The sequence below is a fragment of the Nocardia aurantia genome (assembly GCF_009604425.1).
Classification (GTDB): domain Bacteria; phylum Actinomycetota; class Actinomycetes; order Mycobacteriales; family Mycobacteriaceae; genus Nocardia; species Nocardia aurantia.
Genome location: NZ_WEGI01000007.1, coordinates 234,169 through 250,919, shown reverse-complemented (window position 1 = coordinate 250,919; position 16,751 = coordinate 234,169). Strand labels below are relative to the sequence as shown.

The 16,751-nt window shown below is 72.2% G+C and carries 3 protein-coding genes; all 3 read left to right on the top strand.

Annotated elements, in window-relative coordinates:
- Positions 1-114 precede the first annotated feature (114 nt).
- Complete coding sequence (lnt, locus tag NRB56_RS17500) at positions 115-1,632, top strand: apolipoprotein N-acyltransferase (RefSeq protein WP_153343809.1); 1,518 nt, start codon at positions 115-117, stop codon at positions 1,630-1,632.
- A gap of 465 nt (positions 1,633-2,097) precedes the next feature.
- Positions 2,098-15,687, top strand: a complete 13,590-nt coding sequence (locus tag NRB56_RS17495; RefSeq protein WP_153343478.1) for a non-ribosomal peptide synthetase — start codon at positions 2,098-2,100, stop codon at positions 15,685-15,687.
- Positions 15,684-16,697, top strand: coding sequence for an ATP-binding cassette domain-containing protein (locus tag NRB56_RS17490; RefSeq protein ID WP_153343476.1), 1,014 nt, complete (start codon positions 15,684-15,686; stop codon positions 16,695-16,697). The genes NRB56_RS17495 and NRB56_RS17490 overlap by 4 nt, the downstream gene beginning before the upstream one ends.
- The last annotated feature ends 54 nt before the right edge of the window (positions 16,698-16,751 follow it).

The following is a 16,751-nucleotide window of genomic DNA, read 5'->3' as shown; positions in this document are numbered from 1 at the left end:
GATGTGCGAGGGAGTGTCGTGACGCAGCAGCGGGCCGCCGATCCGGTCGAGGCCCAGGGGGGCGCCGGGCCGATCGCCCGGCTGCGTCGGCATCCGGTGTACCGGCGGCTGCTGATGGCGGTCGCCGCGGGGCTGCTGATCTATGTGAGCTTCCCGCCGCGCACGTGCTGGTATCTCGCGCCGGTCGGGGTGGCACTGCTGACCCTGGTGGTCCGCGAGCCCGGCCGGTTGCGCGCGGGGTTCGGATACGGGTTCGTCGCGGGGCTGGCGTTCTTCCTGCCGTTGCTGCCGTGGACGGGCATCTATGTGGGGCCGGTGCCGTGGCTGGCGTTGTCGGCGGCGTGTGCGGTGTACCTCGGGGTGTTCGGGTTGCTGGTGCGGCTGGTCGGCGCGCTGCCGGGCTGGCCGCTGTGGGCCGCGATGATGTGGACGCTGGCCGAATGGTTGCGGTCGGTATTCCCGTTCGGTGGATTCCCTTGGGGGCGTTTGGCTTTCGGGCAGGGCGACGGCTGGTATCTGCCGCTGGCGCAGCTGGCGGGCGCGCCGGGGGTGAGTTTCGCGGTGGCGCTGACCGGTACGGCCGCGGTGGCGCTGGTGGTGCGGGTCGCGGAAGCGTCCGTGCCGGACCGGCGAAAGTCCGGGTGGCGGATCGGGATCGGGTTCGCCGCGACGGTCGTGGTGGCCGTTCCGGTCGCCGGATTGCTCCTCCGGGCCGCCCTGCCCGCCCCGGACGCCGGTGACCGGTCGATCACGGTCGCCGCGATCCAGGGCAGCGTGCCGCGGCTGGGACTGGACTTCAACGCCCAGCGCCGGGCCGTGCTGGACAACCACGTGCACCGCACCGGGGAACTGGCCCGCGAGGTGGCCGCCGGCCGGGCGCCCGCGCCGGATGTGGTGATCTGGCCGGAGAACTCGTCCGATATCGACCCGTTGCGCAATGCCGACGCGTACGCGGAGATCACCGAGGCGGCGCGGGAGATCCACGCGCCGATCCTGGTCGGCGCGGTCCTGGTGAACTCGGACGACACCACCACGAACTCGGTGATCGTGTGGGACGGCGCCACCGGCCCGGGGGAGCGGCACGACAAGAAGATCATCCAGCCGTTCGGCGAGTACCTGCCGATGCGCGGTGTGTTCCGGCACTTCTCGGAGTACGCCGACCGGGCCGGGTATTTCGTGCCGGGCCACGGTGACGGGGTGGTGCACACCCAGCCCGCCGGCGGCGGTGACCCGATCGCGATCGGGGTGGCGACCTGCTACGAGGTCGCCTTCGACCGGGCGTTCGAACAGGCCCTGCACGCGGGTGCGCAGGTGCTGACGGTGCCGACCAACAACGCCACGTTCGGCGACAGCGACATGACCTATCAGCAGCTGGCGATGTCGCGGATCCGCGCGGTGGAACACGGTCGCGCGGTGGTCGTGTCGGCCACCACGGGCGTCAGCGCGATCATCACCGCCGACGGCGTGGTGCGGCAGCAGACGCCGAAGCTGGTGCCCGCGGCGCTGGAGGCCCGGATCCCGCTGCGGGACACGTCCACTCTCGCCACCCGGCTGGGATCCTGGCCGGAATGGGTGATCTCGGGGTTTGCTGTGCTCGTCGCCGGTGCCGCAGCAATCCGACGGCGAACATAACCGCAGGTCGGAGCGCGTCGTCGAATTGTGACGAACCGGTCCTTGCGGGCGCGACGCGCCGTGACGACCGGCCCGGTTCTCGATCCGGGGTACCCCGTGTGCCCGGTGTGGACCGAGATCGCATATTTGCGTGCAATGCCCGATGGGGTACTGTACTGTTCGCCAGCGTGTAGCGAGCAGCTTTTGCCTAGTTCGTGTTTCCGCTTCTGTCTCTTGGGGTTACCGCTCGATCAGCGCTTATAGCCGACCAAATGCCATGTTGCACTGAGATAGCCGTCTAAATGCACTCGCCGCCAATGGCGTTCGAGGTGAAAAGACTCGAGATCACTACCGATCCGGCCGACTCGAGGCTCCGAATCATAGGGCGTGGATCGACGTCCCGTGGTTCGCGCGTGCGCGTGCCCGGAAATGTCCGATTCATCAGCTCGGGGATTGTGCGTCAACAGCGGCAGAACGGAGTGATGGATGAGCTCATTGGCCACCGACCACGTCGACCAATGCTCTGCGAGCGAACTTTCGGCACAACCCTTCGCCCTGTCACCTGCCCAGACGGCCCTCTGGTACGCGCAGCGCATCCATCCCGAGGTGCCCTTGACGATCGCCCAGTACGTGGAGATCCACGGTGATCTGGACGTCGGCCGTCTGTTGTACGCCGTAGAGCGGTACGGCGCCGAGGCGCAGGTCAATCAGGTGCGATTGGTGGAGATCGATGGGGTTCCGCATCAGCTGATCGATCCGGCGCGGCGGTCGGGCTGGGCCCGGCTGGATCTGCGGCACGAGGCCGATCCGCGTGCGGCCGCGCAGCGTTGGATGTCCACCCACGCCGGGGCGCCGATGGATCTGGAACGGGAACCGCTCATCTTCCACGCCGTGCTGCGGACCGGGGATCTGGACTACATCTGGTACTCGCGCGCCCACCACATCGTCCTCGACGGCTACGGCGCGATGAACGCGACGAACCGCACCGCCGAGATCTATACGGCACTGGAGAACCGGGCCGAGCCCTCGGTCTCGCGCGCCGACCCGCTGGCGGAGGTCTACGCCGGAGAGGCCGAGTACCGCGAATCGGAGCAGTTCCACGCCGACCGGGACTACTGGGTCGAACGGCTCGCGGGTGTGGGCGCGCCGGTCAGCATGTCGCAGTCGCCGGTGGCGTCGGCGGCGCCCACCGGCGACCGGCGGATCGCCACCGGTGCGGTCGAGGAAGCGGTCCAGGCGCAACTGCTGCAGGCGGCGGCCACCTTCCAGGTGCAGAAGAGCGCCGCGCTGTTCGTGGCGGCGCTGGCCTGCTACGTGCACGCGGTGACCGGCAACCCGGATGTGGTGCTCAGCCTGCCGGTGTCGGCGCGCACCTCCAAGACGTTGCGCCGCTCCGGGGGCGTGGTCTCGAACGTGGTGCCGATCCGGGCGCGGATCGATCCGTCGACCACGGTCGGCGAGGTGGTCGCGGCGATCGAGGAGCAGATCACCGGGGCGTTGCAGCATCAGCGGTACCGGCACGACGACATCCGCCGCGACTGCGGTTACTCCCGTGACACCCGCGGGTTCTTCGGGCCGATGGTCAACATCATGCTGTTCCACCGGGAGTTGCGGTTCGGCGCGCTGCCCGGCGCGCTGCGGGTGCTGTCCACCGGCCCGGTGGAGGACCTGTCGGTGAACCTGTACAACGGCACCGGCGAGGGCATCCATCTCGATTTCGAGGCCAATCCGCAGCTGTACGGCGACGCCGATCTCGCCGCGCACCACGCGCGCTTCCTGGATTTCGTGCCGCGACTGCTGGCCACCACCCCCGACACCCCGGTGGCGGTGGTGCCGGTGATCACCGACGCCGAGCGCGAACAGGTTCTGCGAGAATGGAATTCGACCGACGCCGAGCACGCCGGTGGCACCCTGGCCGGGCTGTTCGCCGAGCGGGTGGCGGCCGCGCCGGAGGCGGTCGCGCTCGAATTCGGGGACGAGACCCTCACCTACGCCGAACTGGACGCGCGAGCGAATCGGCTGGCCCGGGAATTGATCGCCCGCGGCGCGGGCCCGGACACGGTGGTGGGCCTGGCGATCCGCCGCAGCCTCGACCTGGTCGTCGGGATGTACGCGATCGTCGCGGCGGGCGCGGCGTATCTGCCGCTGGATCCGGATCATCCGGCCGAGCGGATCGGCAACATCCTGGCGCAGGCGCGGCCGGTGTGCGTGCTGACCGCCGCGCGCGACGAACTCGAACTGCCTTCCGGCGCAACGCGACTGGATGTGGACACGCTCGACCTGTCCGCCGGGGACGGATCGCCGATCACCGACGCGGACCGGTGCGCCCCGCTGCGGCCGGATCATCTGGCCTACGTCATCTTCACCTCCGGATCCACCGGACGCCCGAAGGGCGTCGGCGTCGCGCACGCCGCGATCGTGAACCGGCTGCGCTGGATGCAGCACGCCTATCCGCTCGACGCGACGGACGTGGTGCTGCAGAAGACACCGGCCACCTTCGACGTCTCGGTGTGGGAGTTCTTCTGGCCCTTGCAGATCGGGGCCAGGCTGGTGGTCGCGGTGCCCGACGGGCACCGCGATCCGGCTTATCTGGCCGGTGTCATCGCCGAGAAGGGTGTCACCACAGCCCATTTCGTGCCGTCGATGTTGTCGGTCTTCGTCACCGACACCGATGTCAGCGGCTGCGTCACGCTGCGCCGGGTGTTCTGCAGCGGTGAGGCGCTGCCCGCCGCGACCGTCCGCGATTTCGATGCGGCGCTGGGGGATTCGGCACCGGAGCTGCACAACCTGTACGGCCCCACCGAGGCCGCCGTCGACGTCACCGCCTGGGCCTGCGATCCGGCGCAGGACAGCGTCCCGATCGGCGCGCCGATCTGGAACACACGCGTGTACGTCCTGGACGAGCGGCTGCGCCCGGTCCCGCCGGGGGTGGTCGGCGAGCTGTACCTGGCCGGCGTGCAACTGGCGCGCGGCTATCTGGGCCGCCCGGGCCTGACCGCCGACCGGTTCGTGGCCGATCCGCACCGCCCGGGGGCGCGGCTGTACCGCACCGGCGATCTGGTGCGCTGGCGGGTGGGCGCCGGTGCGGCGCTGGAATACCTGGGCCGCAGCGACTTCCAGGTCAAGATCCGCGGTCTGCGGATCGAGCTCGGCGAGATCGAGGCGGAACTGCTGGCCGACCGGCGGGTCGCGCGCGCCGTCTGCGTCGCCCGCGGCAGCGGGGAGGACGCGGAATTGGCAGGGTATCTGGTCGCGGCGCCCGGCGCCGAGCCCGACATCGAGGAGCTGACGGCCGCGCTGCGCCGGACGCTGCCGGGGTATATGGTGCCCGCGCATCTGATGGTGCTCGACGAGCTACCGTTGAGCACCAACGGCAAGGTGGATCGCGCCGCGCTGCCCGCCCCGGCGGCCCGTCGCGAACCGGCGCCCGGCGCGCAGCCCGAGACCGAGGTGCAGCGCCGGCTGGCCGGCATCGTCGCCGACGTGCTCGGTGTCGAGGCTCCCGGTATCGACGACAACCTCTTCGACCTGGGGGCCAATTCGCTGTCGGCGGCCCGCGCGGTGGGCCGGGTCAACGCGGCCCTCGGCGCGGGTCTCACCATCCGCGACCTGTTCGAATCGCCGACCGTGCGGGCACTGGCCGCGCGGTTCGAGGCGCAGAATCCGGACACCGCCTCGCCGCGGCTGGTCGCCGTCGCGCGCCCGGAGCGGGTTCCGCTGTCGCTGGCACAACAGCGGCTGTGGATCCTGAACCGGTTCGCCGATCAGGCCGCCGCCTACAACATGCCGCTGGCGGTGGAGCTGAGCGGCCCGCTGGACGTGGCGGCGCTGCGGGCCGGGCTGGTCGACGTGCTGGAACGGCACGAGAGCCTGCGCACCACCTTCCCCGACACCCCGCAGGGCCCGGTGCAGCGGGTGCATCCGGCGAGCGAGATCCCGCTCACCCTCGATCCGATCGACGCGGCCGACGCGGACGTGCTGGCGCTGGCCACCGAATACGCCGGGTACGGCTTCGATCTGCGCAGTCAGGCGCCGATCCGGGTGGCGCTGTACGAGACCGGCCCGGACCGGCACGTCTTCCTGGTCGTGCTGCATCACATCGCCGGGGACGGCTGGTCGGTGGCGCCGCTGGTGCGCGATCTGACCGTCGCGGTCACCGCCCGCGCCGGCGGCGCCGCGCCGCGGTGGGAGCCACTTCCGGTGCAGTACGCCGACTTCGCGCTGTGGCAGCGCGAACTGCTCGGCGACGAAACCGATTCCGGATCCGCGCTCGCGCGGCAGCTGGCCTACTGGCGGACCGCGCTGGTGGGCCTGCCCGATCAGCTGGATCTGCCGCTGGACCGGCCGCGGCCGCTGCAACGCGACGGCGGCGCCGGGCGGGTGGAGTTCACCGTGCCCGCCGACACCCGCCGCGCGATGGCGGCTCTGGCGGCCGAGCGCGGCGTCAGCACGTTCATGGTGCTGCACGCGGCGCTGGCGACGCTGCTGGGCCGGATGTGCCACACCGGCGACGTGGTGATCGGCACGCCGATCGCCGGCCGCTCGGATCCGGCGCTGGACGAGCTGGTCGGCATGTTCGTCAACACCCTGGTGCTGCGCACCGGGGTCGAACCGGCCGCGGGCTTCGCCCGGATGCTGGATCGGGTCCGGGAGATCGACCTGGACGCCTTCGCCAACGCCGACGTGCCGTTCGAACGGCTCGTCGAGGTGGTCAACCCGGTGCGCGACGCGGGCCGGCATCCCCTGTTCCAGGTGATGCTGTCCTACGACCGCGCGCCGGAACCGCAGATCGCGCTGCCCGGGGTGTCGGCGCGGGTGCTGCCACTGGAGGCGGGCGTCACCAAGTTCGATCTGCAGCTGACCGTGCACGAACCGGCCGGCGCCGCCGACGAGACGGTGCTGTCCTGCGAATTCGGTTACGCCACCGATGTTTTCGACGAGGCCACGGTGTCCGGGCTGGCGCGGCGGTTCGTCCGGCTGCTGGCCGCGGCGGTGACCGCGCCGGAGACGCCGGTCGGCGACCTGCCGCTGCTGGACGCCCGCGAGATCGGCAAACTGGTGCCGATCATCGGCGCGCCCGCCGAGGCGGCGCTCACGCTGGCCCGGCTGTTCACCGAGACCGCGCAGCGGGTGCCGGACGCGGTGGCCGTGCGGTATCTGGGCCACGACACCACCTATCGCGAACTCGACGACACCTCCAACCGGCTGGCGCGGGTGCTCATCGAGCACGGCGCGGGCCCGGAGGTCGTGGTGGCGATCGCGCTGCCGCGCGGACCGGCCGCGATCACCGCGATCTGGGCGGTCGCCAAGTCCGGCGCCGCCTACGTGCCGATCGATCCGGACTATCCGGCCGACCGGATCGCGCACATGCTGTCGGATTCCGGTGCGATGCTGGGCCTCACCGACGCGCGCTGTCACGCCGCGATGCCGGACTGGCCGGTGCGCCGCGGGCGGCACCGCAAGCAGTACGTCGACTGGCTGCTGCTGGGTTCGCCGGCGCTGGCCGCCGCGATGGACCGGTTCGCGACCACCCCGATCGCCGATACCGAGCGGAACTATCCGCTGCGGGTCGCGCATCCCGGCTATCTGATCTACACCTCCGGCTCCACCGGCACCCCGAAGGCGGTGGTGGTCACCCACGCCGGGATCGCCTCGCTGGCACAGGAACAGATGCACCTGTTCGGCGTGACGGATTCGGCTCGGACCCTGCACTTCTCGTCACCGTCGTTCGACGCGTCGGTGCTGGAGATGCTGCTCGGCTTCGCGGCCGGCGCCACGGTCGTGGTCGCGCCCGCCGGCCTGTACGGCGGCGCGGAACTGGCCCGGCTGCTGCGCGAGGAGCGGGTCACGCACGCCTTCGTCACCCCGGCGGCGCTGGCCACGGTCCCGGCCGACGGGCTCGGCGAACTGGAGGCGGTGATCGTCGGCGGCGACGCCTGCCCGGAGGAGCTGGTGGCGACCTGGACCGCGGGCGGCCGGCGGATGCACAACATGTACGGCCCGTCGGAGGCGACCGTGGCCGCGACGGCCACCGGCCCGATGGTGCCCGGGCGGCCGGTGCCGATCGGCCTGCCGGTGCGCGGTATGCGGCTGTTCGTCCTCGACGGCCGGTTGCAGCCGGTCCCGCCGGGGGTGCCGGGTGAGCTGTACCTGTCCGGCCCCGGCCTCGCGCGCGGCTATCTGGGCCGCACGGGCCTGACCGGGCAGCGGTTCCCGGCCAATCCGCACGGCCGGCGCGGGGAGCGGATGTACCGCACCGGCGACGTGGTGGTCGCCGCGACGACCGGGCAACTGCGGTTCCTCGGCCGCGCCGACGATCAGGTGAAGATCCGCGGCTTCCGCATCGAACTGCGCGAGATCGACCATGTGCTGCGCGCCCAGCCCGGGGTGCGATTCGCGCTCACGGTGGTGCACACCGGCGACAACGGTCATCCGCGGCTGGCGTCGTACGTCACCACCGACACCAGGGTGGATCCGGCGGAGCTGCTGGCGGCCGCGCGGCAACTGCTGCCCGCCTACATGGTCCCCGCGGCCGTCACGGTGCTGGACTCGGTGCCGACCACCCCCGCCGGCAAGGTGGACCGCAAGAACCTGCCCGCCCCGGTGTTCGCGGTGGCGGGTCCGACCCGTGCACCGGAGACCGAATGGGAGCTGCGGGTCGCGACGGTGTTCGCGGCGGTGCTCGGGCACGCGGTGCCCGGCGCCGAGGACAGCTTCTTCGACGCCGGCGGCAACTCGCTGCTGGCCACCCGGCTGACCGCCGCGCTGCAGGACGAGTTCGGTGTCGATCTGCCGGTGCGGGTGATCTTCGACGCGCCGACGATCGCCGGTGTCGCGGCCCGGCTGGCGGAGGCGCCGCGGGCCGAGCGGGTGGCCCTGGTGGCCCGCAGCCCGCGCCCGGCGCGGATCCCGCTGTCGCTGCCGCAGCAGCGGGTCTGGTTCCTCAACCGGTACGCGCCCGAATCCAGTGCCTACAACATCGCTTTCGCGATCCGGATCGACGGTGACCTGGACGCCCCGGCGCTGCGGGCGGCGCTCACCGACCTGGTCGACCGGCACGAGGTGCTGCGCACCCTGTTCCCCGAGGATCGTTCCGGCGCTTATCAATTGGTGCTCGACACCCGCCGCTGCATGCCGGTGGTGGAACCGGTCGCCGCCGACGAGGAGGGCGCGCGGCTGGCGCTGCGCACGCTGGCGCAGCGCGGATTCGACCTCACCCGCGAGATCCCGCTGCGAATCCAGTTGCTGCGCATCGGTTTGGAGCGGCACGTACTGGGTGTGGTGCTGCACCACATCGCCGCCGACGGCTGGTCACTGGCTCCGCTGACCCGAGATCTGGCCACCGCCTACGCCGCCCGCCGCGGCGGCGCGGCGCCGGCCTGGGCGCCGTTGCCGGTACAGTACGCGGATTTCAGTCTGTGGCAACGGGATTGCCTCGGTGACGAGGACGATCCGGGCAGCCCGGCCGCGGTGCAGCTGCGCTTCTGGCGCGAGACGCTGGCCCAGCTGCCGGAGGAACTGCCGCTGCCCTACGACCGGCCGCGGCCGATGGAGCAGAACCATCGCGCCGGCACCGTGCGCTTCGATGTGCCCGCGACCGTCCAGCAACGGCTGCGCGAGCTGGCCCGCGCCGAGGGCGTGAGCGTGTTCATGGTGCTGCGCTCGGCGCTGGCGGTGCTGTTGCGCGCGGTCACCGGCGGACGCGACGTGGTGGTCGGCACCCCGGTCGCCGGGCGCGGGGACAGCCGCCTGGACGAGCTGGTCGGCATGTTCGTCAACACCCTGGCGTTGCGGTCCCGGGTGGATCCGGACCACACCTTCCTCGAGCAGTTGCACGCCGATCGCGACGGGGAACTGGCCGCGATGTCGCATGCCGAGCTGCCGTTCGAACGGGTGGTGGAGGCGCTGTCGCGCGACGGCCGGTCCGGTGGTCCGGGTGCGCCGCTGCTGCAGGTGGCGCTGACCGTGCAGGACGGCCCGGCGCCGGCGCTGGAGCTGCCGGGGCTGCGGCTGCGCGCGGAGGAACTCGACATCGCGCTGGCGAAGTTCGATCTGGAGTTGCGGGTGTTGCCGGCCGTGCGCGGCCGCGGCGCCGGTACCGATCTCGCCTTCGAATTCGTCTACGCCGCAGAGCTTTTCGACGTAGAGACGGTCCGGGTTCTGTCCGAGCGGCTGGCGCTGGTGCTGGCCGCGGTGGCCGCCGCCCCGCGGTCGCGGGTGTGCGACATCGACGCGCGCACCGACCTCGAACGGGCGCGGTTCACCCCGGCCTACGGGCCGGTGCCGACCCCGGCGTGCACGCTGGCCGGCTATTTCACGGCCACCGCGCATCTGCACGCGGACCGGATCGCGTTCCGCTCCGGCGACACCGACACCAGCTACGCCGAGGCCGACGCGTACTCGAATCGCCTGGCGCGCAAGCTGATCGCGGCCGGAGTGGGTCCGGGGGACCGGATCGCGCTCGGCCTGACCAGGTCGCTGCGCTCGGTGCTGTCGGTCCTCGCGGTCACCAAGGCCGGCGCCGCGTACGTGCCGGTCGACCCGAACTATCCCGCCGACCGGGTGCGGCACATGCTCGATGACGCGCAGTGCCGCATCGGCCTGACGATCACCGCCGACGCCGAGCGGCTGACCGCGGCGGGCGGCACCGAGTGGCTGCTGCTCGACGACCCGGAACTGATCGCGGACCTCGACCTCCGGGCCGCCGGCGCGATCACCGACGCCGAGCGGGTACGCCCGGTGCGGACCTCGGATCTGGCGTACGTCATCTACACCTCCGGCTCCACCGGAAAGCCCAAGGGCGTCGCCGTCACCCACGCCGGCCTGTCCAACTTCGCCGACGAACTGCGCGACCGCATGCGGATCGAACGCGAATCCCGCACCCTGCACTTCTCGACCCCGAGCTTCGACGCCGCGGTGCTGGATCTGCTGCTGTCCGTCGGCGCGGGCGCGACCATGGTCATCTGCCCCACCGACGTCTACGGCGGCGACGAACTGGGTGCGCTGCTGGAGGCCGAGGGCATCACGCACACCTTCATCACCCCCGCCGCGCTCGCCACCATCGACGCGGACCGCTGGCCGCTGCCGCGACTGCGGGCGCTGGCCGCCGGCGGCGAGGCCATCGGCCCGGAACTGGTCCAGCGCTGGGCGCGGGACCGGGCCATGTTCAACTGCTACGGCCCGACCGAGGCCACCGTCGCCGCGTCCATCGCGGGCCCGCTGACCCCCGGCGTCCCGGTCACGATCGGCACCCTGGTCCGCGGCGCCCGCGCGGTCGTGCTCGACGAGCGGCTGCGGCCGGTGCCGGTCGGGGTCCCCGGTGAGCTGTACGTCGGCGGGCAGGGTGTGGCGCGCGGCTACCTCGGCAGGCTGGCGCTCACCGCGACCCGGTTCGTGGCCGATCCGTTCGGCCCCGCGGGCGGGCGGCTGTACCGCACCGGCGATGTGGTGCGCTGGAACACCGCGGGCGAGCTGGTGTACCTGGGCCGCAGCGACCATCAGGTGAAGGTGCGCGGTTTCCGCATCGAACTCGGCGAGATCTCCGGCGTGCTGACCGGGCATCCGGAGATCCGGTTCGCGCACACCGAGGTGCGCCGCATCGCGGGCGCGGCCCGCATCGTGTCCTTCGTCCAGCCGGTCGAGGCGGCCGCGCTGGACGTCGAGCAGGTCCGCGGCCATGTCGCGAAACACCTTCCCGCCCATATGGTTCCGAGCAGCGTCACGGTGCTGGAACGGATCCCGCTGACCCCGGTCGGCAAGCTGGACCTCGCCGCGCTGCCGCAGCCGCAGCTGACCGTCGCGGTGGCCCGCGAGCCGGAGACCGAGGCCGAACGCCTGGTCGCGCAGGTGATGTCGGAACTGCTCGGCGCCGAGGCCGTGGGCGCCGACGACAGCTTCTTCGACGTCGGCGGCAACTCGCTGCTGGCCACCCAGCTGGTGGCCCGGCTCACCGCCGCCACCGGCACCAGGCTGGAGGTGCGCACGGTCTTCACCACCCCGACCGTCGCCGGCTTGGCCGCCCTGCTGGACACCGGCTCCGGCGTCGGCGACGCCGGTCCGCGACTGCACCGCCGCACCCGCCCGCAGCGCGTGCCGCTGTCGGCGGCCCAGCGCCGGCTGTGGTTCCTGGAGCGGTTCAACGGCACCGGACCGGAGACCGAGGGCATCTACAACGTCCCGGCGGCGCTGCGGCTGCGCGGCGCTCTGGACCCCGTGGCGCTGGAGGCGGCGCTGCGGGCGGTACAGGTCCGGCACGAGACGCTGCGCACGGTGTTCCCCGAACTCGAGGGGAGCGCCTTCCAGCGGGTCCTGGACCCGGCCGCCGCCGCGATCACCCTCGAGGTCGCCGACGTGACCGAGGCCGACATCGACGACCAGGTGCGGCAGTTCGCCACGCCCGGTTTCGATCTCGCCACCACGGCCCCGATCCGGGCCCGGCTGCTGCGCCTGGCCCCCGAGGACCACGTGCTGGTGCTGGTCCTGCACCACATCGCGATGGACGGCTGGTCGCTGGATCCGCTGGCCGCCGACCTGGCCCTGGCCTACCGCGCGCAACTGACCGGCGCCGAGCCGGGCTGGGCCGAACTGCCGGTCCAGTACGCGGATTACACGCTGTGGCAGGAGGAACTGCTCGGCGGCGAGGACGATCCGGATTCGACGATCAGCCGCCAGCTGGACTACTGGCGGGGCGCGCTGGCCGGGCTGCCGGAACTGCTCACCGTGCCCGCCGACCGGCCGCGGCCGGCGACGCCGAGCTACCGCGGCGGCACCGTGGAGTGCCGGCTGGACGCGCAGACCCACCGGGAACTGCAGGCCATCGCCTCGGAACACGGCGTCACCATGTTCATGGTGCTGCACGCGGCGCTGACCACCCTGCTGCACCGGCTCACCGCCGTCGACGACATCGCCGTGGGCACCCCGATCGCCGGTCGCGGGCATCAGGCGCTGGATCCGCTGATCGGCATGTTCGTCGGAACCCTGGTGCTGCGCACCCGGATCGACGCCAGCGCCTCCTTCGCCGAACTGCTGCGCGCGGTGTGGGAGACCGACCTGGAGGCGTTCGCCAACGCCGACGTGCCGTTCGAACGGCTGGTCGAGGTGCTGAATCCGGCACGGTCGCAGGCACATCACCCGCTGTTTCAGGTCATGCTGTCGGTGCGCAACCAGCCGGTGCGGGTGCTGGATCTGCCCGATCTGCGCATCGAGCCCGCCGACACCGATCCCGCGGTCGCGAAGTTCGACCTGCAGTTCACCCTCACCGAGGAGTGGACCACCGGCGGCGAGCGGGAACCCGACGGCATCACGGTGTCGATCGACTTCGCCCGCGACCTGTTCGACGAGCCCACCGCGACCGATCTGGGTCGGCGCCTGATCCGCCTGCTCACCGCCGCGGCCGCGAATCCGATGCTGCCCGTGGGCGATCTGGAACTGCTCGACGCCACCGAATGGTCCGGCCTGGCCCCCGTCCGCGGCGCCATCGCCGATCGCCCGGTCACCCTCGCGGAGGTGTTCGCGAAGTCGGTGGCGCTCGCGCCGGAGTCGGTCGCGTTGCGCTGCGACGGCACCCAGGTCACCTACGACGCCCTGGACCGCTGGACCAACCGCCTGGCGCGGGTCCTGATCTCGCTCGGCGTCGGCCCGGAAACCCTGGTGGCCGTGGGCATTCCGCGCTCGGCCGAATCGGTCGCGGTGACCCTGGCGGTCGCCAAGGCCGGCGGCGCGTTCGTCCCCGTCGACCCGAACTATCCGGAACACCGCATCGCCCACATGCTCACCGATTCCGGTGCGGCGGTGGGGATCACGATGTCGGCGTACCGCGAGCGGATGCCCGCGGGGGCGAGCTGGACCGTGCTGGACGCGCCGTCGTTCCGGCGGCGGGTGCTGCGCACCTCCGACGCGCCGATCGCACCCGGCGAGCTGCGCGGCGTGGTGCGGACGGGCCATCTGGCCTACGTCATCTACACCTCCGGGTCGACCGGCGTGCCGAAGGGCGTGGCGGTCAGCCACGGCGGCCTGTCGAACTTCGCCGCCGAGACCGCCGACCGGTTCGACGTACGGCCCGGCAGCCGCGTCCTGCACTTCGCCACCCCGAGTTTCGACGCGGCCATGCTGGATCTGCTGTTCGCCCTCGGCGGCGGCGCCACCCTGGTGATCGCCCCGGCCGGGGTGTACGGCGGCGCGGATCTGGCCCGGGTGCTGTCGGAGGAGCGCATCACGCACGCCTTCATCACCACCTCCGCGCTGGGCACGGTCGATCCGGCCGAGGTCACCGACATGCGGCACATCCTGGTCGGCGGCGAGGCCCTGCCGCCGGACCTGGTGACCCGCTGGAACGTGCCCGGCCGCACGCTCTACAACGTGTACGGCCCGACCGAGACCACCATCGTCACGGTGATGTCCGAGCCGATGCGCCCCGGCGTGCCGATCACCATCGGCGGCCCGATCCGCGGCGTGCAGTCGGTGGTGCTCGATCCGCGCCTGCACCCCACCCCGGCCGGCGTCACCGGCGAACTGCACCTGGCCGGTTCGGCCCTGGCCCGCGGTTACCTGCACCGCCCCGGGCTGACCGCGACCCGGTTCGTCGCCAACCCCTTCGGCAAGCCGGGCGAGCGGATGTACCGCACCGGCGACCTCGTGCGCTGGCTCGAACACGACAACCGCCGCGATCTGGAATACGTGGGCCGCACCGACCACCAGGTGAAGATCCGCGGCTTCCGCATCGAACTCGGCGAGATCGACGCGGTCCTGGCCGGGCACCCCGCGGTCGAGTTCGTCACCACAGTGGGGCACAAGACACCCGCCGGCGCCACCGCGCTGGTCGCCTACGTGAAGCCGCGCCCCGGCGCCGCGGTGACCGCCGCGGAACTCACCGCGCACGTGGCCGACCGGGCACCGAACTACATGGTGCCGCAGGCGATCGTGCTGCTGGACCGGGTGCCGTTGAATCCGGTCGGCAAGCTGGACCGGTCGGCGCTGCCGGTGCCGTCGTTCGGTGGCGGCCACGACTACCGCGCGCCCGGTACCCCCGCGGAGAAGGCGCTGTGCGCGGCGTTCGAGCAGGTACTCGGTGTGGAGAAGGTCGGTCTCGACGACGGCTTCTTCGATCTGGGCGGCAACTCGCTGCTGGCGACCAAGGTGGTGTCGCAGGTGCGGTCCTCCGGTATCGACCTGCCGGTGCAGGCGATGTTCGGCGAGTCCACCCCCGCGGCCATCGCGGCCCGGCTCGACGCGGAGGCCGGCGACGCGCTGGCCGCGGCACTGCGGCCACTGCTGCCCATCCGGTCGGCCCCGGGCTCGGCGACCCCGCCGCTGTTCTGTGTGCATCCGGCGATCGGACTGGCGTGGTGCTACTCCGGCCTGCTCGCGCACCTGCCCGCCGACCGGCCCGTCTACGGCCTGCAGGCCCCGCACGTGACCGGCGCGGCGGAATCCCCGTCGATGGCGGCCCTCGCGCGGGATTACGTGGCGCAGCTGCGCTCGGTGCAGCCGCACGGTCCGTACCATCTGCTCGGCTGGTCGCTCGGCGGCCTGATCGCGCACGAGATGGCGGTCCAGCTGCAGCGGGCGGGGGAGCGGGTCGCGCTGCTGGCCATGATGGACAGCTACGAGCTGACCGACCGCTGGGTCGCGCACGCCGTCCCCGGGATCGCCGACATCATCGGCGAATTCGGCAGCGACCTGCTCGGCGGCGACACCGATCTGGATCCGCGGCTGACGCTGCAGGACGCCGCGGAACTGCTGCACAACCGCCCCGGCCCGTTCGCGGCGCTCACGGTCGACCACCTGCAGCGGCTCTACACCGGTTACACCCAGGGAGCGGACCTCGCGCACCGCTTCCGCCCCCAGGTCTTCGACGGTGATCTGCTGTTCTTCACCGCCGCCGACGACGAGATCAACCGGGCCGACCCGGATCGCCGCGCGCAATCCTGGGCGCCCTACGTGACCGGGACGATCCACGATCAGCTGGTGCGCTGCCGGCACTCCGGCATGACCACGCCGGAGGCACTGGCGGTGATCGGCCCGGTCCTGCGCGAACACCTGCTCGGCAACGTCGAAGCGAAGGAGCTCGAAGGATGAGTCTGGCCGTGGAGGTCGAAGGCCTGGTGAAGGCCTACGGCCGAGTACGGGTCCTGAACGGGATCGATCTGGCGATCCCGGCGGGAACGGTGATGGGCCTGCTCGGCCCGAACGGCGCCGGCAAGACGACCACCGTGCGCATCGTCACCACCCTGCTCAAACCCACCGCCGGCGCCGTCCGGGTCGCGGGCGTGGACGTGCTGCGCGACCCGTCGCGCGCCCGCACCCGCATCGGCCTGTCGGGGCAGTACGCGGCCGTCGACGCGAACCTGTCCGGCTTCGAGAACCTGCGCATGGTCGCGCGGCTGTACGGCATGGGCCCGCGGCAGGCGTCGGACCGGGCCACCGAACTGCTGTCGGCTCTGGGCCTGGACCACGCGGCCGGCCGCCGCGCCGGCACCTACTCCGGCGGCATGGCCCGCCGGCTGGACCTGGCCGGCGCGCTGGTGGCCCGCCCGCCGGTGGTCGTGCTGGACGAGCCGACCACCGGCCTGGATCCCCGTGGCCGCCTGGACATGTGGCAGGTCATCGGCGACCTGGTCGACGACGGCACGACCGTGCTGCTCACCACCCAGTACCTGGAGGAGGCCGATCTGCTGGCCGACCGGATCACGGTGATCGACCGCGGCCGCGTGATCGCGCGCGGCTCGGCGGACGAGCTGAAGACCTCGATCGGCGGTGACCGGCTGACCGTGACCCTGGCCGCCGGCCAGGACCCGGCCCTGGCGGAACAGGTGCTGGCCCAGGTCGGCATCGGCGAACCCGGTCACGAACCGGGGACCGACGAGGTGTCGATCGTCGTCGGCGACGGCACCCGCACGATGGTCGAGGCGCTGCGCCGCCTGGACGACGCCGATGTGGTCGTCGTCGACGCGGCCGTGCACCGGCCCAGCCTCGACGACGTATTCCTGTCGCTGACCGGCGCCACCGCCACCGACGCTCCCGAATCCGGCGAGCCCGGCACCGACGATTCCGAGATCGACGACCTTGCAGAGGAGATCATGTCGTGAAGTCCGCCGGAGCGACGGTGGCGGCCCCCGAAGCCTCCCCAGCACCCACAGCGG

Bases quoted from the DNA above. Each gene is read 5' to 3' on its own strand.
- NRB56_RS17495 (WP_153343478.1), top strand. From the start codon at position 2,098: ATGAGCTCATTGGCCACCGACCACGTCGACCAATGCTCTGCGAGCGAA.
- lnt (WP_153343809.1), top strand. From the start codon at position 115: ATGGCGGTCGCCGCGGGGCTGCTGATCTATGTGAGCTTCCCGCCGCGC.
- NRB56_RS17490 (WP_153343476.1), top strand. From the start codon at position 15,684: ATGAGTCTGGCCGTGGAGGTCGAAGGCCTGGTGAAGGCCTACGGCCGA.